This window comes from Bacteriovorax sp. BAL6_X, assembly GCF_000443995.1.
Lineage (GTDB): Bacteria > Bdellovibrionota > Bacteriovoracia > Bacteriovoracales > Bacteriovoracaceae > Halobacteriovorax_A.
The window spans coordinates 340263-361789 of sequence record NZ_AUMC01000003.1 but is presented as its reverse complement, the minus strand read 5'-3'; the positions used below and the strand labels follow the sequence as shown (position 1 = coordinate 361789).

Genomic DNA, 21527 nt, shown 5'->3' with positions numbered 1-21527 from the left:
GCCAAAAAAATGGGTTATTTTAGAATAAATGAGCGGTTTTTCTTCTCTCTGACAAGTGCGACTCTCTGCTTATCCATTTTACGTCCACGATACGTTGGAACATTAGGATCAGAGGCGATATCGATCTGCTTTTGAACCATGGCCTTGAAAGCATCGATCATCGAATCTTCATTGCCATCGAGGTCCTCGACACCATATTTTCCAAGTTCTTTGACTAAGACATGAACAGACTCAACAGTTGAAAGGGCCTGTTTATGAGGTTGGTGCTTAATAAGAAATGCTGATTCCTTGTCTGACGAAAAAGAGATACGAGGAAGCTGATTAATATTCGTGGATAATTTCATCATCTTCTTAGCACATGGCCAAGTTCCATCAATGACAAAAATCAATGGGATCTTATTCTTTAATAGCTCAACTTCTTCACTTGAAGGAGCAGAAATATTAAGTGCGTCTTCGCCTGGGTAAAGAACCATTGGATAGTAACTCTCATCATTTAAAAGATCATTTACCTTCTTATCACTTGTGAAATCAATTCCCATGATTAATTCACTATTTGCTAGTCCAGTATGAGTAATTCGACCTGTTCCAAGCTTCTCTTTCTTCGCTTCCATTGGGTGAATAAGAATCACAATTTTAGAGCGAATTTGAGAAGTTTTAATCAGGCTGCAAACACAAAGTGTTTTGGGCCTTGAGCAGCCCATACACTTTATGCGATATGAATTTGTATCTTTTAAATCTTTAAGCATAATTTAGAATAACTGATCCCACTCTTCTTGAGAGAAACCTCTAAGAGTCTTCTTCCCTTTTTCAAGAATAGGTCTTTTGATTGCAGATGAGTTCTCAATTAAAAGAGAGATTTGTTTTGCTTTTGTCGCACCTTCAAATTCTTCTTTAATCTTTCTAAAAGTTGGACCGCGCTTATTTGCAGGAAGCTCACCAAAAGCCTCATCCCATCTCTTTAGATCATCTTTTGTTGGTGGTGTTTTCTTATAATCAATGAACTCATAAGTTGCACCTTTCGCTTCAAGGTACTTAAGAGCTTTCTTTACAGTATCACAGTTTTTAATTCCGTAAATTTTCATGATAAATCCTTTTTTAGAATAACAACTTGGCGACTTAAAATCTCTAAACTCGCCCCTAGTTCTTTAGCAATATAGCGAAAGACTGCTTCGTTGTAAAAACCGACATGAGTCTCATCACGCAGATACCACCAATTAGAGAACTTCTCTTTTTCTTCCGGTGTAAAATATGTCATCACACCTAAATGTCCACCTGGCTTCACAAGATCCCAGCATTTTTTTATATCTTTTGCGGGTTCGTAAAAATGTTCCCACACTTCTGTCGAAGTAACAAAGTCGTACTGGTTTTCTAAAAGCTCAGGTTTGTTGGCATAATAAATATCGTAGTCTTCAACATGATGACCACGCTTGCTCATCTCTTTTGAAATTGTAGGCCCTGGGCCACAACCAAAATCTAACCCATAACTATTTTCAGAAAGTCTTTCACTCAACGGTAAAATAAGTCGATTTAAGAAATCAACATAACCCTGATCTTCACTATTATTTTCATGAGTATCGTAGCGTGACTTCTCCACGACACTATCAAGTAGTTTAGAGCGATCCTTAAAAACATAAGAACAATTCTTACATTCAAAGTAGTCACTACCTAAAGTATTGGCATACAGATGAATTGAGTTACTATGACATAATGGACAGTGCATGAAGTATTTTTATTACATTGCACTACTATTGAAAAGCTCTTTTAGCCTTTTAAAGCTATTCTTTTTGAAGTTCTTCTTCATTGATTTAGATAATTTTTGTTCTCCTAATTTATTTAGAGACTCAACAAGCATTAAAGGTAATGCTCCACCTTTAGAGCTTAAATTAAAGGCGGCCATTGTCACAAAGTCGGCCTTACTCGTTTTTAATATTCTAATCGTCTTATACTCACCATTTGACGTATCACAATATCTGGCATCACTTATAACATAATTTGAACGACAAACACTTGGGCGATCAGAATACACACGACATGCACCCTTATCGTCTAAGAAAACACAGCCCCTTTGTTCATAAGGGATTGCAAACCACGCAGCAGAATCGTTACCGACAGTAGATTGTCTTACCAATGAATCGATATCAATCTTTATTCCATCTTCTAAGATACGAGTGGCCAAAAGCTCCGCCTCATCCTGGTTAACTGACACTTGAGTATGACAGCAAGCCGAACAACCTTTCCGACAAGAAATCATGGATTTAGCAGTAGGATCTGATTTAGCTTCATTAGTAAAATGATCAACAAGTTCATGAGACAGCTGGGCCCTCTCAACAGAGCTTACCCGTTTTTGTAATCGATTATAGATAGCAAGATAAAACTCTCTAAACTCATTTAGTTGTGAGTATTTTTTAAAAGTTTCAAGTGCTCTTTTTGGATAATTCAGCTCGACCTCCGGTCACGGCTTACTCTCAGCTATCATTATAGCTTAATTTACGAGTTGTACTTAGTAATAGGAAACAATGTTCATTTATAAAGGGAATTCATTCGGCCCATAAAATGTTTGGCACATAAATCAAAGTGTAGTAAATTTCAAACAATCGTTTGAATCAAACAAGTGTTTGAACACATAAGGGAGTAATTTAATTATGAATAAGTACTTACGCCACGGACTTAAATTCTCTGTCCTTACGGTACTAATTACTGGCGCTTCATATAGTTGGGCCAATACCCTTCCCGTCATGCTCGATGAAGACAAACTCATTCAATGGGCCGAGGAAGAAAACTTTAACCAGTTAAGAATCTCTTTAGAGGAGCTTGCTAAGAAACAAGAAAGAGCAAAGTATGACGAAAACTTTGGATTTAAATTAGATACTCAAGCTAATTACCAAGAAACGAAAGAGAAATCTTTTGCTCAATTTATTCCAGTTACCTCACCTCTTACAGACTTTCAAATGAAGCTAAGTAAGAATTCAAAGTACGGACTTTCTTACGGAGTCATGGTTAACACAAACCAATACTCCAATAACTTCGTAAAAGATGGAACAACTTCTTCAGCAGGTGCTTTCTTAGCTCTAGATATCTACAAGGACTTTCTTGGCTCGACTTCTAGAGCACAAGATGCAAGCCTAATGGTACAAGAAGAAATTGCGAAGAGACAAAGAAAGATTTCTTCTCACGCCTTTGTTCAAGAAGCAAGAAAGCTATATTGGAAAATTGTTGCTAATAATGAGTCGACTAAAATTGCAAAGGCCCTTTTAAAAACAACAAAGGAACTACAGAAGGATACAAGAAAGCGCTACCGCAGTAATATTGCAGACAAGGGTGATCTTTCACGTATTAGCTCACAAGTAGAAGCTAGAAATGGCCAACTTTATCTTTTAGAATTTGAAAGAAATGAACTTTTAAAGACATTAAAGTCACTGTTTCCTCAAAAACTTGGTGGGAAAACTATTCAACTTGCAGCATATAACCTTGATAGAACAGTTGAAGATGTAATGGGGTGTACACAAACAATTGCACAGCACTCATCATCGCTACCACTTGAATACACAGAATATGATGAAGTCCTAGGCCTTCTTCAAAAAGACTTAGAATTATCTCAAAAAGTTAATAATAACTATGATAAGTCAGATCTAAAACTTACAACTCAATTCGAAGTTGTTGGTAAAGAATATAGTTTTTCAAATAGCTTTCAGGAATTAACTGATAATGGTGATAATCGTTTATCAGTAGGTATTCAATGGACAATGCCAATTGGTGGAGAAAAAGATAAGACTAGAGAGATTCAAGATAAAATAATCAAGCGTCAAAACCTTGCCCAGGCACAAGAAGTTAAAGGAAAGTTAGATGCCTTTCACGCCCAAACTCTTAGATCAGTATTGACTCTACAAAATGTAATTAGAGCTCAAAAAAGAAACGAAGTGCATTTAAGAGATACTTTAAAAGATTCAAAAAGAAAGTTTAAACAAGCACGTGTTACATCTCAAGATTTACTGATTGATGAGAATCTGCTTTTAAACTCAAACCTTGATGAAATCAGTACAAAGTATCAAGTAATAGAAACTATTATTAATTACTTCACAGTTTTTAATCAAACTCCCTGTAAGTTAAATAAAAGAGCAAAACTATGAATCAATTATCGAAATTCTTTATAGAGAATCATAAGTTTACAATTGTTGTCACATTTTTCCTTTTAATCTATGGATTAATGGGACTGAACAAAATGACTTCTGAGTCATATCCTACCGTTTCATTTGCTACAGCTATTGTAACAACAGTATACGACGGTGCCTCAGCAAATGACATTGAAATTAAAATCACAAAACCTATTGAAGATGAAATTAGGACCGTTTCAGGTGTAAAGGACGTTAAGTCAACTTCACAAGCTGGTCTTTCTAAAATCGTCATACGAGTTGATATGGATAATGTTGATAGTGTTGATGATGTTATGAGTGATCTTCAAAAAGCAGTAGACCGTGTATCTGATCTACCACAAGATCTTCAAGATGCTCCACTATTCCAGGAGATTAACTCGGATGAAATTCCAGTATATCAAATTGCACTAGTTGGCCCTAATTCAATTCGTGAAAGAGATGAAGTAGCGGATATCTTAAAAGAAGACATTGAAGATATTAAGGCCGTAAAAGGTGTTACACTAGATGGTTTTGCTAAAAGAAAGTTTGAGATTATTCTTGATCTAGAAAAGCTTGAAAGACAACATATTGGTATTGATGAGGTATTAAATAAACTACGTCTAAGAAACGTAAACGTTCCAGGTGGAACTTTAAAAACTGTAGATGATCAAAAGCTTGTTCGTATTGAAGCAAAAGTTACAAATGTTCAAGAGCTTAGGAATATTCTCATCCGTTCAAACTTTTCAGGAGCTAATATTTTCCTAGATGACGTTGCTCAAGTAATTGACGGGAAAGAGGAAAAGAAAGTAATTACTTCATATAATGGTGAAGAAGCGACACTAATTACAATCTCAAAAAAATCAGGTGAAGATACTATTACTATGGTTGAAGAGATTAAAGCTCATATGGAGAAGTTTGAAAAACGTTATCCAGAGTATAAGTTCTACGTCTACAATAACGAAGAACTAAAGGTTGTTAACAAGCTTGAAGTACTAGCTTCAAACGCTGTATCAGGACTACTTCTTGTTATATTCTTCCTATTTATATTTCTTCCTGGACGTATTGGACTTCTTGCTAGTATGTCACTACCACTTGCTGTATTTGGAACACTAGGTTTTATGCCGGACTACGGTCTTACATTAAACGCCATGACTGTTCTAGCACTTGTAATTGCACTAGGTATGCTTGTTGATAATAGTGTTGTTATCAGCGAGAACTTTACACGTCTAATGAATGAGGAAGGATATAGCGCTAAAGAAGCTGCCCTATCGAGTGTTAAATCGCTGTGGCTTCCAATTACTGGTACGGCAATGACAACGATTGCGGCCTTTATTCCTATGCTTGTGACAAAAGGAATTATGGGGCAATTCATCATGGCCATTCCAATCATTGTAACAATCTCTCTTATTCTTTCTCTAATTGAATCATTTTTTCTATTACCAATGAGACTTGCAAAGTATTCAGGTTCAGCAAAGAAAACAGGAGCAGAAAAGAAAGCCGATTGGTTTACAAAATTTCAAACTAAATTTGAAACTCTTATGAGAGTTGCGATTAAACATCGTTATATCTCAGCATTTTTCTTCACAAGTATCATCATTGGTTCACTTGTTTTTATGGCCCTAGGTAATAAGTTTATCCTCTTCCCTGCAGATCAAACGGAAATTTACCTTTCTCGCTTTGAAGCAAAAAGAGGGACACCTGTTGAAATGACAGAAAAGTATATGCTTGAAGTTAGTCGCAAGATTAAAGAGAAGATTGGTGATGAAGCTAAGCATATCGTAGGTTTTGCAGGGAAAGCGGCTATTGGTTTCTCAGATCCAAAGGATAAAGAAGGTAATAACGTTGGTCTTCTTTTCATTTATGTAAATGATTACGCCAAATACAATATTGCTGAAACAAAAATGCTTAAAAAGCTACGTGAAATTAAAATCCCAGAGCTTGAGTCATTAACATTTGAATCTCAAGTAAACGGACCTCCTGTAGGTGAAGATATTCAAGGAACATTTAGAGCTAATAGCTTTGAGCAACTTGATGCAATCATTGCGGAAATTTCAGGTGAATTAGAAAAAATTGACGGTATTCTAGACCTTAAAACAGATGATGTTTACGGAGATGAAGAAGTTTACGTTGATATCGACTATGTCCGCGCCGATCAACTAGGTGTTTCAGCATCACAAATTGGTACGGCGATAAGGGCCGCTATCGCTGGTAGTATTGCGAGTACTGTGACATTAGATAATAAGGACGTTGACCTAGAAGTGCGTTTTAAGAAAGCACTTAGAGGAAAACCTAATGATATCCTTAATATTCAAGTTATGGATAATCGTGGAAACCTTATCCCATTAAAGTCACTTGCCAAAATTCGCAAAGAAAATGGAACGCCAAATGTTAAGCGCTATGACTTCAAGAGGTCTAAAACTTTAATTGGTTCTGTTGATAATATTAATGCTACTTCGGCCATGGCCAATATAAAGCTTAAGCAAATTTTCGATAAGGTAGCTTCTAAATACCCAGGTGTATCACTTCGTTTTGGAGGGGCCGCAGAGAGTACCAAAGAATCTCTTGAGTCACTTGCTCAAGCTGGAGTACTAGCGGTTATTGCAATCTTTGCAATTCTAGTATTCCTATTTAAGAGTTTTCTACGTCCAATGATTATCATGATGACAATTCCGCTAGGATTCATCGGCTTCTCAATTGCCTTTGCAACACCGATCCTTAGTGGTTACCCAGATCGTTCACGTCCAATCAGCTTCCTTGCCTTGATTGGAATTATTGGCCTTGCTGGTATTATCGTAAACTCTGGAATTGTTCTTATCAGCTTCATTGATGAACTTAGGTCAGAAGGAAAACTAAGCCTAAATGAAATCTTAGTAAAAGCTTCGGGACTTCGTCTAAGAGCAGTACTTGTTACTTCGCTTACTACAGTATCAGGTCTTCTACCTACTGCCTACGGTATTGGTGGATCAGATGCAATGCTTGTTCCTATGACAATGTCAATGGCATGGGGACTAACATCAGGGACAATTATGACTCTGATATTTATTCCTTGTGCCTATGCAATCATCGAAGACTTCGTAGAGCTCACAGATAAGATAGCAAATAAAATCTTCAAAAGAGATGCTGCTAGTGTTTCAAATCATCAAGATGAAGCTTCTACAGAGATCCTTGATTCGAAAGAGGTAGAAGTATAATGAGCAAGACAACAAGAGATTTAATTTTAGCAACTGCGAGTCGGCTTTTTGCCGACCGCGGTTATGATAATACTTCGATTCGTGACATCGCCAAAGAAGCAGATGCTAATGTTTCGGCCATCAATTACCACTTTAAATCGAAGGCCGGACTTTATGCTGAAGTTTTAAATCAAAACACTCAGCGTATGGATGAAGTGATGACAGGAATAAAGAATAGAACAAATAATACGGAAGAGTTTTCTGTCGAAACTTTCAAATATTTCATGGATGAGAGTAGTACATTTTTAAATTCAGTAAAAATGTTCTTAATGAATAACCTTCCTTTAGACAAAGAGCTTGTACCAAAGTCCTGCCTTGAAGATGCAAAAGGACCTCCAGGTGTTCAAATTTTAATTGAATTAATCAGAGAAGAAATTAACTATAAAGATGACGATGAATTTCTTCTTTTATGGGGAGCAAGGAATATTCTTCACAATATGACTATGATCGCCTTAGTTTCCCAGTCTTCTCTCATAAAAATGTCTAACGAAGAACAGCTTCATTTCACTGAAGCGGAAAAAATTGAGTCAATCAAAAGAAATGTCCAAGCAACTTTAAATTTTATTAGATAAAACCGATCAGACACATAGAAGGAATTTTTTCTATGTGTCGATTATTTGGATTTAGATCAGTTATATTAAGTCAAGTTCACCAAAGCCTTGTTCAAGCAGACAATGCTCTAGAAGTACAAAGCCGAGAACACCCACATGGTTGGGGTGTAGCCTATTACGTGAGAAACTCTCCCCATATTATCAAATCGACTTGTGCTGCTCTTGAGGATAAGATCTTTAAAAAAGTATCAGGTGTTGTCTCGTCACAAACTGTCCTTGGGCATATTCGTAAAGCAACAGTTGGTGAAACAAATATCCTAAACACTCACCCATTTCAATATGGCCATTGGACCTTTGCACATAATGGAAATATTAAAAATTTTGATAAATGTCGTGAAAAGATCCTAGAACACATTCCTGAATATTTTCAAAAATTTATACTAGGGACAACAGACAGTGAAGTCCTCTTCTACTTTCTTCTGTCTAAGATCTCAAAAGAGATTAACCTAAGTGAAGAAGAGATTGATATCGAATTTGTCACAAATATTATCAATAGTGCAATTAATAAGTTAATTGAGATAATCGGAGAACTTAATTTTGATCCCAAAGCACCTCCGACAGATAACTTTATTTCGTTTATTTTAACAAATGGAAACCTAATGCTTGCCTTTAACGGTGGGAAAAAACTTTTCTACTCAACATATAAGAACAAATGTCTCGATCGCGATACTTGTAGCAGTTTCTCACCAGAGTGTGAAGCCCCAACACAGACCGGTTATGTTAATCATCTTATATTTTCTAGTGAACCATTATCTGGCGATAATATCTGGATTGATCTGAAGCCGATGGAGATTATGGGGGTCGACTTTAAGATGAGATTATTTAATAAAAGTCTTAAATAGCTCGATAAAACTTCCCTGAATTTAAGTACTCGTGATAGTCATCCATTTTATAAACTTTCATATTACAGATCGAGTAGTCATAGATAACAGACTGAAGTATTTGTGGATTTAATCGTGATGAAGCAAAAGCTTCCCATAGGGCCTTATACTCATTTCCATCGATAGTTTCATCGGCAAAAAGAATATGACAAATGGCCAAGTACTTTAGCTTTGAGTCCTCCTTCTTTACCCCTTTAAAGACTCTTTCAATATATTTTTTATTTAAGAACCCATTTATTTTTTCAAGATCATATCGATCGTTTAGTACAAGATTGATGATAAGCAATATTTCTTCCTCAACAACCTTTCCTGATAAGATTTCATCTATACCTTCAACGATATCCTTCTTACGACCTATTTTAATATAATCCGCAAATGTTTTTAATCTATTTTCATCTAATCTTAAAAAGTGTTTGGCAAATGTTAAAAATAACATATTCGCCATATCATAAAGTGGTTTTTGATCATGCCATAATTTACGAATGAATGAACGGTTCTTCTTAAAAACGTCTGGTACTTGAATTAAAACACTAAATAGCCAAAAGACTTGTTCTATATTATTAACGATAAAACTCTCATCATAGTGTTCCAGGAACCACTCTTCTTCTTTTTCACTTAGCTCATTATCAGCAAGTAAAACAATCAAAGAAATAAAAGGAGAAACAACTTTCCAGCTATCGTCATGAAACTCACCAAGGTGCATCTTTTTAACCACAGACTTTACGGCCGCAATTTCTTTCTTATTAACTTCTCCATCAGATTTAACTGCTTCGACAACCTCGCTTCTCATTTTTAAAATTTCTTCTTTTGAGTAAGCATTTACGGCCAAAACATTTTTGATATCAAATGAATGAATTGGTACCTTTGGCATATGACCACTAATATGGTGTAAGACGTTCCTTAAACTTTTAAATTCCGTTTGATCTAAAATCCCGTCATTTGAATATGAGATCATTAATGAAAATAAAAGTGCATTAGAATAATCTCTAAGTCCTGCTTGATTGAAATACTGAGTGCGATAAAAGCCATCTCGAATATATTCAAAGTCTGACTCTTTAATTTCTAGGTATTCATAGGCTTCTCGTAAAATATGAGGTGCCTTTTTATTTCTTATCTTAGTACTAAAGATATCAAATAGACGAAAGAATACCAGTTTCTTTTCTTCGTAGCTAAATTTAGCATTCATATATTTGAAAGAGCTTTTCCAACGGTTGAAAAAAGATTGATCATTATCAATTTCACTTATAATTTTTTCAACTTGATTATATGAACTAAAAGTCCATGAGTAGAAATAAGCAAAGAAGTTCTTACGAAGTACCTTATCGATATGCAAATCTTCACATACCTCATGGCACATCAGTAGAATGACATCTTCTTTAATCAACGTTTACCTCTTTTCTTACCGTCGAAAATCTTTATCTTCGGAACATACGTATAACAGGCCCCTAAATAAAAGGAACATATAATATAATAAACCCAAATCATTGCCACGAGTAGGTTATAAAAACTTCCGTAATCACTAACTAAATCGTCTTTAAAATACTTAAGATAAACCCAATAAGTCGACTTCCCTACAAAAAAGCACATAATGAAGACACATGCGCCACACAGAGCATCTTTATAACTAACCTTGATTTGAGCTGAAACCTTATAAACGAGTGCAAAAGTTGTGATCGTAAAAGGTAGTAAAAGTAATTCGATAAGGTAATAAAGTTCGTTAGAATGTGTTGTTAAATTTGATAGCAAACCAACGATGACATTCTTTTCCATAAGAAAAGAAACGATGAGAAAAAAGAGAGCTAAAACGATACCAAAAATAGCTGATCTAAGATCATCCTGAATCATCCCTCCATCGATATCAACTTTTGAAAGGGTATTAATTCCAAAGATAAATGAAGTGCTAATCCCAAGACAGGCAAAGAACCATAGTCCTAGTTGGTGCCAATCGATAAATGAACCCTTAACCTGTTCTTCAACTAAATGCTTAATTGCATTTAAAACAGATGTATCTATTTGCGGAAAATTAGAGAAAATCATAGTGATAATATGCTCTTTGGCTGTATCACTATCTCCAAGATAAGCACCAATAATTGAAATTAAGATCATTATGGCAGGGCCAAAGCTTAAGATGGTAAAAAAAGTAGTAGCTCCAGCAAGAACCTCTCCCTTTCTCTTCTTAAACAAGAAAATCGAAGCAATTAAGCGAAGTACGAATGTCTTACAAAATTCAAGAAAGTCTTTTTCAATTTTGTCAGGATCGAGCCTAACGGCGTTCATATACTTTTTCATTTTCTATCCAGGCACGAATACCCGACTCCCCATATCTACTTTATATCGATTCCTATATATATTCATCGGTTATAAATCCCTGAATTTTAGTCTGTTCATTCTTTTTTTTAGTGCAATTTTAAGTACCTATGAAAATTAGCCGATAAGTAAGATTAGCTGATGGTCAAAGATTACCATCTCAAACTGCCTTAAAAATGGTGGTAAAATACTAAGGTGGCCATCGCCACTTCTAGGATGGAGAAAATAATGAGTAAATTAGTAATCGCAATTTCTTTAATGTATTTATCATCACAATTTTCTTTTGCAAGAAAACCAGCGGTAGAAGATACATACACTTCATCAATTGATGAGTATAAAGAAGTTGAACCTTCAAAAGCTAAAGGCTACGATTTTTCTCCAACAAGAAAGCCTTCAACAGCGAAGACAGAAAGGGTCCATAGTCCGGAGCTTTTAAAAGTAGAAAGTTATACTGAAAATAATGCTTCTGAAAGTCTACTTTATCTATTCTTCATTCTTCTTCCTATTGCAGTTAGCGCTTATACTTTCTTTAGAGCGAATAAGGACTCATATGCAAGTAATTTAAAGCGTGAAGAATCTGCTGATCACACTAATGTTACTCAGTTATCTGATAAGAGAAGCTCAAAAGAATCTGATGAAGTTAAGAAAGCTTCATAAGAGAATCATTTAAAATATTTTATTTTTTATAAGTTTGTGACCACTTACTCCCATTAATATGGGAGTAGGCTTTATAAACTGCCCCGCTAGAGATTACGACATCCAGTTGTCCATCCTTATTAACATCCATGAAATTCACGAGATGTGCTCGTTTATAAAGGCCATAGTCATCTTTATTCTCTTGCCAGATTTGGCCAAAATTATGAATTTTAATATTATCTAACTGGCCATCTTCAACAACAATTCCCCATAAGTTAGATGAACCATAAGTATTGATATAATTTGTGCTACCGTTAAATTGATAAAAGAGAGTTGCTGTCTTGTTAGCAGATATCTTTCTTCTTTTTATTCGATAGAGATGTGAGTTAAATCCTGAAATAGGAAATTTATAACTAAAAATGAGTCGTTTCTGTACATCATAAATCTGTAGAGTTGGTACCCCATCAGTAATTGATGTTCCAATATATTCTCTTACAATGTCCCCATTAATATCAACTTGATATAAGGCCGAGTCTTTCTTGTAATGTACTTTTTCTTTTTTCTGATCAACTTGCTTGGCACCTTGGTTATAAAAATCATCGAGAAGCCAGGCATCCTGAGCAATACTATTTGTTGAAAATAATAAGATCGGGCAAAGGCCAATCATCCATTTTAATGACAACATATGTTAATTATAACATTGAGTTCAAATATCTACAGTACTATGCTCTTTTATTCCCCTATTTAACTAAAATCAGCTACAAACCTTATTCCTGCGGGCATACAGCATTGACGTATGCTCGACTAATTCGATAATATTTTGCAATAGGATACACAGAGGGGACATAATGCAACGTCAGATTGGTTTTATAAAAAATCAGAATCAAATTATTATCAGAGATTTAAATAGTACGACAAAAAGCAAAATTGCTGATGTATCGGAAGTATCTGAAGAGAGTTTTGACTGTATTTTTTATTCTCCTGAGTTGTTAGAAGAAGAAAGCGTACACAACTTTCTAAAGAAAGAATCAAAATATACTCCCCTTCACGAGCTAGGAACGTTCTTTGAAAACTCTGAACAATTTGAAGCAGAATCAAATGAGAAGCTTGAGCAAGTATTCAATAAGATCTCAAGTAATTGGATCCTACAAAATAATATCGTACTCCTAGAGGAACTTTTTGAAGTTGTAGATCACCTAAAAGCTTTATGGCCAAATGACAGAACTGCTTTCTTTGAAGAGCTATGGCATATCTTTAAAATTAACCTTGGCGCAAACAAGTTAAAGCTTATTTATAATGATATTGAAGACGTTTCGAAAAATAGTGACAAGAAAGCGTTAGTTCACATCACTATCGATGGTGACAAGAAGCCAAACCCTGTCAAAGGTAAAGATTTTGAAGCAAAGCTTATGAAGCACTTTGAAGAAGAATTCGTAAACGCTTTCCAGATTGTCGAGTATAATGAAGATAAGGGTGAACTATCAATTTGCGGTAATATTCTAAAAAGCCCTTTTATTATCATGGCGAATATCGGCCAAATCACAAAGCTTCAAGAGTCAGTTCTTGCAACACTAATTAAAGCATTATCAAGATAAAATAAAAGGCCCGTTAAACGGGCCTTTTTTATAGTAGCTTACAAAGATCAACAACTTTAGAATTCTGTATCTCAAAGCTCACCTTGTGTGGCACAGAGCTCTTTGAATCCTTAATGACGACTTCATACTCTTTTGGAATACTGTCACCTTGTGAATTCATACCTGTCGCAAAAGGAATCCCCGGAACAAAGCGAATTGGTAATTTTTCTTCTCTTTGCTCTCCAAATAGTTCAAAGCTAATTGATCCACGGATACATGCAGAGCTTGTCTGTAGGTAACCATAGTATGCCTTTGCCATCGACTCTACTTGAATATTGCGAGACTCACCATCCTGTACAGATATATCTTGTGCTATAAAGTGCTCACGCCCTGTCTTTTCAACTCGAATTGTCAGTAGTTCATTTGCACGAACTTTTAATCGATTTAAAACATCAACACTTTTTTCAGCACCATTGATATATAACTTATCTTTATTTCTACTGAAATTCTTAAGCGTTATCATTCCATTTTGATTACTCGTTGGAGTACGTTTAGCCTTTGTTTTTGTGCCCGGCGCCTCTGCAACCTCTGTCGGAGCAGTCTTCGAGTCCTTTAAGAATGGAATATGATCCTTAGCGAAGTAGACTCCTGCAGCAATTGCCGCAATAGAAGCAACATGAATGAAGTAATTCTTCTTCTTTGTTTCAACTTTCTTCTTTCTCTTTATACGCTTAATTTTTGTACTCGCACTTGTTTTATTAGAGCGAATATCAATCTTATTAATCTTTGTTTTTGCCGATTTTGATGCCATATCAAGCTTAGGTATTGAACCTTCAACCTGAATATCTGTTTGTTCATCAATATCGAGTTCAAAAAGAGCTTCTTTCTCTTTTCTCTTCTTAGCATCAGAAGGCTCAGTTGCATCGACGCTATCACCAGTAGAAGGCTTACCTTCTGTTTCATTTTTATAGTCTCTAATATATGGGCCTAGTTCAATTTGACCAAACTCATACATTCTTTCACGATCTACTTTAATTTCGTCTTTAAATAGTTCTTTCGCGAAGTATGAAAGATCTGAAGAGTTAAAGTCTGGATACGTCGAATATAGAAACTTATTAAGAGCGCGAGCAAACTCTTCAAGAGATTGATAGCGCTTATTACGATCTTTATGAAGTGCCTTTAAGATGATCTTATCAAGTTCTTTTGGAACCATTGGATTGATTGAAGAAGGAACTGGAATTTTACATTCCTGAATCTTCTTTAAAACAGCTAAGTCATTTGAAGCTTTAAACAATTTTCGAGAGCACAGCATTTCCCAAAGAGTAATTGCCGTTGCAAATAAGTCATAACGTGGATCAAGATCTAATCCATCTAAGTATTCAGGAGCAAGGTAAGATAACTTTCCTTTAATTGTTCCCGCTTGAGTCGCTTCAGAGTTTGTTTCAGACTTTGCAATACCAAAGTCAATAACCTTAACAGAGCCATCAAAAGTTAACATGATATTATGAGGTGAAATATCACGGTGAATGATATTGGCAGGCTTTCCTGTCAGTTTATCTGTAAATGTGTGAGCATAGTGAAGACCTTGAGCGGCCTGAATCGTAATGAAAGACGAAATTTCTACTGGAAAAACATAATTATGTTCCTTTAGCTTATCAATATATTGCTTTAGGTTTCTTCCATCACAATATTCCATCGCAACGAAAAGCTGGCCATTATGGAAACCATAATCATAGGTCTGAACGATATTTGGATGTAACAATCCAAAAGTCGTTTTAATCTCATCCATAAACATTGTCTGAAATGCTTCGTCTGATGAAAATTGTGGTTGGACCATTTTGATAGCAACAATCTTATCGGCTTGCTCCCCCAGAAAGCGTGCACGACAAATTTTGGCCATACCACCATCAACTAAGTGATCTAGAATAAGGTATCGACCAAATCTTTCAAATTTCTTTTCTTCACTCATTACTAAAGCTCCTCAAATTTTTATCGGAGCTTTTAAGTTCAAACTTTAGATATGTTTTTGACTAAAAATGCAGAGTTCTCGTTTTAAAATTAGGAAATTTGATCCTTAAGTCACCGATATCAGATGTTGCACAGAGCGTTTTACTCTTATATAGAGACAAAAAGAATTTATTGAAGTCTGGATGATTAGCAATGGCCATATCAAAGTCATTTGTTACGACAGGCTGAAGTTCTTTCGATAAAATTTGATTATAAAACATTGCATGTGAAATTCTGTCAGAGTCTAAACTAAACGTAATGGCAACATAGACTGCTTTACATTCTTTTAAACGTCTTGATTCACTTTCTGAAAACCATTGCCAAAAAGGAGAACTAGGCTCCATTTTTGTTAAGAATACATCATACATTAGGTTAAGCTCTGAATACCAAGATAATCGTTGAAACCTTAATGCTTCATTCCAAGGCTTATCACCAGCGGTACCACCCTTGATAATTGATTCTCCACTTTTGACAAAATTCTTTGTCATATTTCCACATGAAGTTAAAAAAAACAGGGCAAAAAGAGCTAAAATTTTAGTTTTCATATATCCAATTATAAGTTTCTTTGAAAATAATGTCTTGTTTTTTTATGGCCTTAACAGAATTAAACTCTGGGATTTCTATTTCATCTCTAAATTCACTCATAATCGTCTCAAAAATAATACTATCCTTGTTACTACTAAATATTAAGTTCCTGCATTCCATGAAATAGACGTCTAATTGAACTTTTTTCAAGATTTGATTAAGAACGATTAATGTTCTCTTTGTCACAAAATTATTAGCAGTTAAATCATTACTCTGCTTTGACAATTTAATATGATAACGCGATAAAAAATTTGGCTGCCAAGGTATTTTTGATAATAATTCATTTTTAAGATTCTTATTAAATTCTATACGAATCTTGGGATTTAAAAAGATATTACCTTTTACATTATCGAATAATGTAGAAAAAAGTAGTGAGATCAATGCTCCTTGATTAACGGCCAAAGTATAGACCTCATCTCCTTGAGCAAGTTTACTATTATAATAGAGTTCTTTTAAGAAGTTTTTAACTTCGTCAATACTTTCAAAATGTCCACGTGTTCCTGAGCTTAGTCCATGGCCTAAATAATCAAAAGAAACAACATGTAGTCCTTCTTCGACAAGTAAAGGAATCAAGCTATCAAAAGTATAGTGTCCTCCTCCAATGTCATGAAAAAGAATGACAGTTTTTGCATCCTCTTTATCGCTGCGATACTCACGAATATAAATCGAAGTATCCATCTAAGACTACCCGATATAACTTTTGATCGAGCTTTCTGCTTCATCAGATAGATTAACAAAGCGTAGAGCAAAACCTTGGTTTTCATTTAAGTGACGAACGACAAGTCCAGAAGCAATAAAGTGGTAATCAGTATTTTCAGGGTGAACATTTAGCGTTACTTCATCCCCTACATTAAATGGAAAGTTTGAAACAAGAACTTGCATTCCACCGATAGAAATATCACGACAAACACCTTCAAACACTTGTTGAGAATCATGGAAGAACATACGTGCAACAAATGGCTTACGCAGATTAAGTCTTCTTTCATCATCAGTAATTAAAGGAGGAACAGAGCCCATGACTTTTTTTGCAATTGGAGTTTCGGCAAGGAATACCCACTCATTTTCACCAGGAATATAGGCAAGAGTTTTTTCATTAATACGATTTTGCTTATAAGCTTTTTGTAAATCAATCACACTAAATGGGCCATACTCTACTTCATCGGTACCGCGATCAAGTCCAATTTTTATCGTAATGATTTTTTCATCATCTTTGATGTCTTCCCACGAGTAAAGAACGACATGTTGATCGTCTATTACAGGAGGCATATCAAGCTCAGGAGGAAGTTCATCCACAACTCTCTTATTTAATAAGTGACCTAGCTCTGTGGCCTCAGAAATTAACTTCCAATTATCAAATCCCTTTGTCCAAACATAGCTGTCAGGTGTAAGCTTGCCCTTTCCAAATAGAACTTCAACCTCTTCCAATTCAACAGGTCCTACTCTTTCACCTTTTTCAACGTAATACCATTGTGCCATATTCTTCTCCGTTTGCTTTGACCTTCCTATTTTAACCTGTTGATATCATTAACAAAATTAATGAAAAATATTGCCCCTAAGAAGCACCAAATGGGAGTAATACTTTAGTAAAAAAGGCCGAAATATATTTAAGTTTTATTTTTTCTTAACCGAAGAGTTAATTGATGAAAAAGATCTTAATTATTTTGACATTATTATTTATGGCCTCATGTGCGAAAGAAGAATTTGCAACTCGCAAGAATTCAGACTCATTTGGGACAGATCCTACTCAAACAGTAAACAGTGAAATGTGTTCTAAGTTTACCTATATTAGGCCACCTGTTGACCTTCTCTTTGTATGGGATAACTCAAAAAGTACAAGCTTTATTAGCAACCAAACGAAAACCGCTCTTAATAATGTTGTTAATGATATCGCAGATCGATTCGACTACCAAGTTCTTATGGCGCCACTTATCGGCTCGGGAAATAGTGAAACCTACTTCTTTTCTCGTGAAGGAATTAGTCCTTCAGGAGTGACGACAATTTCTCGCTATGCCGCTTCAAATGTTATCTCAAACTTCAGTCCGGGATCAGGATCACGTGAAGGTGGACTTTCACGTATTAACGAATTAGTAAAACTTAATCAATTAAATGGTGCTCTCAGAAAGAGTGCCCATACAATTATTGTCATCATGTCTAACGAAGATGATAACTCTTGGAACACAACAGGAGTAAATTTAGCAAATAATCACTCTCTGGCCGTAAAATATCGTAAGGCCATGGCCCACGATCTTCTATGTATGCGTGGTAATTACAATGGCGCGCTCTACTCTCAATCTCTATATTCAAATTCTGATAAACAAATGCTTGGGACAAACAAGAATACGGCCGCAACCTTTAATTCAACATGTAGTAATGTTGGAAGCTATGAGCTTAACTCATCGATGTTAAGACTTATCTCACTTGCTCCGTCTGTTGACCCAGAGTCTTATAGCTGTCCACAAATTTCTAAAGGTGAAAAGAATTTTAATTACCATGGTGCCAGTGACCTGATCTACAATCAACCATATGAGAACTTAAGTGGAAGTAATCCATATCCATTTCCACGTTCTAATAACTCGTACAATGGCTTTGGATACAACGATAATGTCGATGTTTGTACCCAAAAAACAAGCTTCAATAATGTTTTTGATCATGTCTATAACTCAATTCAAGATGCTATCTTACATCACAAGTACAACTACTGGAAAGTTGCTGAACCAGGTGCTCGTATTGATACGAACTCTCTTATTATTACAAAGTACGTAAGAGGAAGCTCTCAAGCTGGTACACCAATTCTTGAAAGTACAAGTAATGGTTATATCTATATTGGTGAAAGAGGTAATTTTGCCACGAGGTACTCTCCTTCAGTTGGAGAGGAACATTCTGGTCACTTCATTCGTCTAAATGGGAATGCCATTGTAGAACATCCTGAATGTTTAGTCGTCAGCTACCAGACACCACAAAACTTCTATGGGTATGTGAAGCTTAATAGTAAGCCTGTTGAAAGTTCGATTACACTTAAGATTAATGGCCAGACTATTAACAAGAGTTCAACTAACGGTTGGCAGCTAATGAAGTCGGGATCAAATCCTGCTTACTACTCTAACTTCAATATTAAGATAACAAGTCCGACAGATGACACACCAGCGGTTCCGGCCATGAATGAGACAGGATACTTCCTAAAGCTTTTTGGAAATGCTGTTTATAGTGACGGGGCCAACGTTGAAGTAAACTTCTATCCAACTGGAAATTAATAACTATTACCGGCCTTTTCTTCATTAAGTCGCTGCCAAGCAACTTGAAAGATAAGGCCAGGTAGAGTTTTTGTTAGCTTATCCATGTCTACGACATTGGTCATATTACCTTTATCATCCACAAAAATATCTTCTACTACTCCAGATATAATGGCAGGACGAATATCTTCAGGATTTACGATTGCTTCCCCTTCCTTCAATTCATTAATGACAGCTGAAAGATCGGCCGATGCTTTTCCCTTAGTAACACCTTTTGCAAGAAGCTGATGCTTCATTCGTGATAGTATAAGGTTGCACTTCTTTGATGTTTTAATTTTTTTATCATCTGTTTTTATTTTTTCCGCATTAATAAAAGCGACTATACTTCGAAGACTTTCTAGATCTGGAATCTTAACAAGTTTAGGCTGTCCGTCTTTATCATCTTCCATGATAATCAAACCTTCTCTTTTTAAAAGCTCAATCATCTCTTCAAATTTAATTTCTGAAACACCAAAGATATCGAATAAGTAATATCGAATAGAACTGATGTGAATACGGTGGGCACCGTCTTCACCTTTTTGGGCGTGAACCTTTGAAGAAAGATAAATACCTGCAAGAATCCTTAGTACATCTGTTGTATGAAAAAAGACATACTCACCTACTTTTCCATCCTTACCAAAACCAACAGAATTTGATTCTAGCGCCTTTACGCGGTCATTAGTTTTTCGCAGGCGATCGGCCAGAGTATTAACAATTGTTTTAAACCATGGGTTTAATCCCTGCATTGTTTTATCAAACGCACTAAAAGTAACACGTACAACATCAGTAGGAACAATAGCAGCAGCAGAACAACTTCTTCTCGAACCCTTATTATCAAAATAGGCCATCTCACCAATTACTTCACCGGCGCGAAGAATAGCGATTTCAACAAAGCCCTGCCCCTTTGGAATATAGAGTCTGATCTGTCCTTTTTGAATAATATAAAGAGAATCTGCTGGATCGTTTTGGTTGAAAAGAACTTCGCCCGCTTTGAAACGTACGATACCAGATTTATGTTGCTTTTGTGTTTGAGATTGGGCCATCCATAGTCCTACTTAAAAAGCAGGACTACGAAAGTCCTGCTAATTTATTTAATTTTTTCTAATATCAATGATAACGCTTCACCGCCACCGATGCAAATAGAGGCCAAACCGTACTTTGCATTTTGGTTTTTCATGGCCGTCATAAGAGTTACAACAATACGAGTTCCTGAAGTTCCAATTGGGTGACCAAGAGATACTCCTGAACCGTAGATATTTAGTTTTGCATGATCAATTCCCATCTCTTCCATAGCTGCCATTGGTACAGCTGCGAAAGCTTCGTTAATTTCAAAAACATCAATATCTGAAATTTTTAGTCCAGTTTTCTCTAAGTTCTTTTTCATTGCTTCGATTGGAGCTGTTGTAAACCAAGTTGGCGCTTGAGCGTGTGATGCCCATCCAACGACTTTAAAATCCGCTTGGTCTTTATACTCTTCTCCTGCAAGAACAACAGCAGCAGCACCATCATTAATTGTTGAAGCATTTGCTGCAGTAATTGTTCCATCTTTTTTGAAAGCTGGTCTTAGTCCTGGGATCTTATCGAATTTTGCCTTGAATGGACCTTCGTCCTCAGAAACAACTGTGTCACCTTTACGGCCTTTGATTGTTACTGGAGCAATTTCATCTTTAAAAATCCCTGCTTCAATTGCCGCTTGAGCTCTTTTAAAAGACTCAATTGAGTAAGCATCTTGTGCTTCTCTTGTTAGGTTATATTTCTCAGTACATTCTTCTGCACAATTTCCCATTGCTTGATCAGAATAAACATCCCATAGTCCATCCCACTGCATAGCATCTTTAACTTCTGCTGCACCAAATTTTGCAACACCAGTTCTAGAGTTCATTAGTAAGTGTGGAGCTTGTGACATATTCTCCATACCACCAGCAACAACAACTTGGTTATCACCTGTCATAATTGACTGAGCACCAGAGATAATTGTCTTCATTCCTGATCCACATACTTTATTAATTGTTGTACATGGAGTTGCTTCACTTAGGCCTGCAAAGATTGCAGCTTGGCGAGCTGGGGCTTGTCCTACACCGGCCTGTACAACGTTACCCATAAATACTTCATCAACTTTATCTTTAGCGATACCTGCTTTTTCAACAGCAGCTTCGATTGCAGTTGCACCTAAACGAGTTGCTCCAACTTGAGAAAGTGAGCTTAGAAAACTTCCACTTGGCGTTCTTGCACCAGATAAAATATAAACACTCATTATTTACTCCTTTTATTTAATCTTAATTAAAGTCCAGATATAT

At 35.8% G+C, this 21527-nt stretch carries 20 protein-coding genes; 7 read left to right on the top strand and 13 right to left on the bottom strand.

Annotated features, from left to right (window positions below; translation table 11 throughout):
* Positions 1–14: 14 nt before the first annotated feature.
* Genes M902_RS01880 through M902_RS01865 form a run of 4 tightly spaced genes read right to left on the bottom strand, consistent with a single transcriptional unit; the run spans position 15 to position 2251 of the window.
* Positions 15–746 carry a tRNA-uridine aminocarboxypropyltransferase gene (locus tag M902_RS01880; RefSeq protein WP_021266034.1) on the bottom strand — a complete coding sequence of 244 codons (732 nt, stop codon included), beginning with the start codon at positions 744–746 and terminating at the stop codon, positions 15–17.
* Positions 747–749: 3 nt separating this feature from the next.
* Complete coding sequence (locus M902_RS01875; protein ID WP_021265763.1) at positions 750–1082, bottom strand: arsenate reductase family protein; 333 nt, start codon at positions 1080–1082, stop codon at positions 750–752.
* Entirely contained in the window at positions 1079–1720 is a 642-nt protein-coding gene (locus M902_RS01870) for a class I SAM-dependent methyltransferase (protein ID WP_021265872.1), read from the bottom strand. The genes M902_RS01875 and M902_RS01870 overlap by 4 nt, the downstream gene beginning before the upstream one ends.
* Before the next feature lie 12 nt (positions 1721–1732).
* Positions 1733–2251, bottom strand: a complete 519-nt coding sequence (locus M902_RS01865) for a YkgJ family cysteine cluster protein (protein WP_084710412.1) — start codon at positions 2249–2251, stop codon at positions 1733–1735.
* A gap of 391 nt (positions 2252–2642) precedes the next feature.
* On the opposite strand from M902_RS01865, the gene M902_RS01860 reads away from it, so the two are divergent.
* From M902_RS01860 to M902_RS01845, 4 genes are read left to right on the top strand one after another with little or no spacing between them, the layout of a single operon-like run.
* A complete protein-coding gene (locus tag M902_RS01860) occupies positions 2643–4127 on the top strand; it encodes a TolC family protein (RefSeq protein WP_021266112.1) in 1485 nt (494 codons plus the stop codon).
* Positions 4124–7321 carry an efflux RND transporter permease subunit gene (locus M902_RS01855; RefSeq protein ID WP_021266486.1) on the top strand — a complete coding sequence of 1066 codons (3198 nt, stop codon included), beginning with the start codon at positions 4124–4126 and terminating at the stop codon, positions 7319–7321. The genes M902_RS01860 and M902_RS01855 overlap by 4 nt, the downstream gene beginning before the upstream one ends.
* Positions 7321–7932: a TetR/AcrR family transcriptional regulator gene (locus M902_RS15655; protein ID WP_021266503.1), complete on the top strand. Its 612-nt coding sequence runs from the start codon at positions 7321–7323 to the stop codon at positions 7930–7932. Before M902_RS01855 ends, M902_RS15655 begins: the two co-directional genes overlap by 1 nt.
* Before the next feature lie 32 nt (positions 7933–7964).
* Positions 7965–8813 (top strand): class II glutamine amidotransferase, encoded by an 849-nt coding sequence (locus tag M902_RS01845; protein ID WP_021266068.1) that lies wholly within the window; start codon positions 7965–7967, stop codon positions 8811–8813.
* Here M902_RS01845 and M902_RS01840 read toward each other — a convergent pair.
* Both M902_RS01840 and M902_RS01835 read right to left on the bottom strand, forming a co-directional pair.
* On the bottom strand, positions 8806–10236 hold the full coding sequence (locus M902_RS01840; RefSeq protein ID WP_021265734.1) for a hypothetical protein: 1431 nt from the start codon (positions 10234–10236) through the stop codon (positions 8806–8808). The genes M902_RS01845 and M902_RS01840 overlap by 8 nt on opposite strands.
* On the bottom strand, positions 10233–11141 hold the full coding sequence (locus M902_RS01835) for a YihY/virulence factor BrkB family protein (RefSeq protein ID WP_021265899.1): 909 nt from the start codon (positions 11139–11141) through the stop codon (positions 10233–10235). The genes M902_RS01840 and M902_RS01835 overlap by 4 nt, the downstream gene beginning before the upstream one ends.
* A gap of 246 nt (positions 11142–11387) precedes the next feature.
* Between M902_RS01835 and M902_RS01830 the strand changes: the two genes are divergently transcribed.
* Complete coding sequence (locus M902_RS01830) at positions 11388–11816, top strand: hypothetical protein (protein ID WP_021266268.1); 429 nt, start codon at positions 11388–11390, stop codon at positions 11814–11816.
* Between the two features lie 19 nt (positions 11817–11835).
* On the opposite strand, the gene M902_RS01825 is transcribed toward M902_RS01830, so the two are convergent.
* Positions 11836–12480, bottom strand: a complete 645-nt coding sequence (locus tag M902_RS01825) for a hypothetical protein (RefSeq protein ID WP_156979690.1) — start codon at positions 12478–12480, stop codon at positions 11836–11838.
* 163 nt (positions 12481–12643) lie between these two features.
* Here M902_RS01825 and M902_RS01820 point away from each other — a divergent pair, with 163 nt between their 5' ends.
* Positions 12644–13390, top strand: a complete 747-nt coding sequence (locus M902_RS01820; RefSeq protein ID WP_021266474.1) for a hypothetical protein — start codon at positions 12644–12646, stop codon at positions 13388–13390.
* Positions 13391–13418: 28 nt separating this feature from the next.
* Here the strand turns inward: M902_RS01820 and M902_RS15650 are convergent, their stop codons facing one another.
* The 4 genes from M902_RS15650 to M902_RS01800 all read right to left on the bottom strand — a co-directional run bounded on the left by M902_RS15650 (position 13419) and on the right by M902_RS01800 (position 17437).
* Entirely contained in the window at positions 13419–15338 is a 1920-nt protein-coding gene (locus tag M902_RS15650) for a serine/threonine-protein kinase (RefSeq protein ID WP_021266363.1), read from the bottom strand.
* 61 nt (positions 15339–15399) lie between these two features.
* Positions 15400–15921, bottom strand: coding sequence for a hypothetical protein (locus tag M902_RS01810; protein WP_021265879.1), 522 nt, complete (start codon positions 15919–15921; stop codon positions 15400–15402).
* Complete coding sequence (locus tag M902_RS01805) at positions 15911–16639, bottom strand: alpha/beta fold hydrolase (protein ID WP_021265825.1); 729 nt, start codon at positions 16637–16639, stop codon at positions 15911–15913. Before M902_RS01805 ends, M902_RS01810 begins: the two co-directional genes overlap by 11 nt.
* 6 nt (positions 16640–16645) lie before the next feature.
* Positions 16646–17437 (bottom strand): GYF domain-containing protein, encoded by a 792-nt coding sequence (locus M902_RS01800; protein WP_021266185.1) that lies wholly within the window; start codon positions 17435–17437, stop codon positions 16646–16648.
* 164 nt (positions 17438–17601) lie between these two features.
* Here M902_RS01800 and M902_RS01795 point away from each other — a divergent pair, with 164 nt between their 5' ends.
* The gene (locus M902_RS01795) at positions 17602–19212 is read left to right on the top strand and encodes a hypothetical protein (protein ID WP_021265932.1); all 1611 of its coding nucleotides are present in this window, start codon (positions 17602–17604) and stop codon (positions 19210–19212) included.
* Here the strand turns inward: M902_RS01795 and M902_RS15645 are convergent.
* On the bottom strand, positions 19209–20273 hold the full coding sequence (locus M902_RS15645) for a Crp/Fnr family transcriptional regulator (protein WP_021266267.1): 1065 nt from the start codon (positions 20271–20273) through the stop codon (positions 19209–19211). The two genes, M902_RS01795 and M902_RS15645, sit on opposite strands and share 4 nt — an antisense overlap.
* A gap of 44 nt (positions 20274–20317) precedes the next feature.
* Positions 20318–21484, bottom strand: a complete 1167-nt coding sequence (locus tag M902_RS01785; RefSeq protein WP_021266042.1) for a thiolase family protein — start codon at positions 21482–21484, stop codon at positions 20318–20320.
* Positions 21485–21527: the final 43 nt, after the last annotated feature.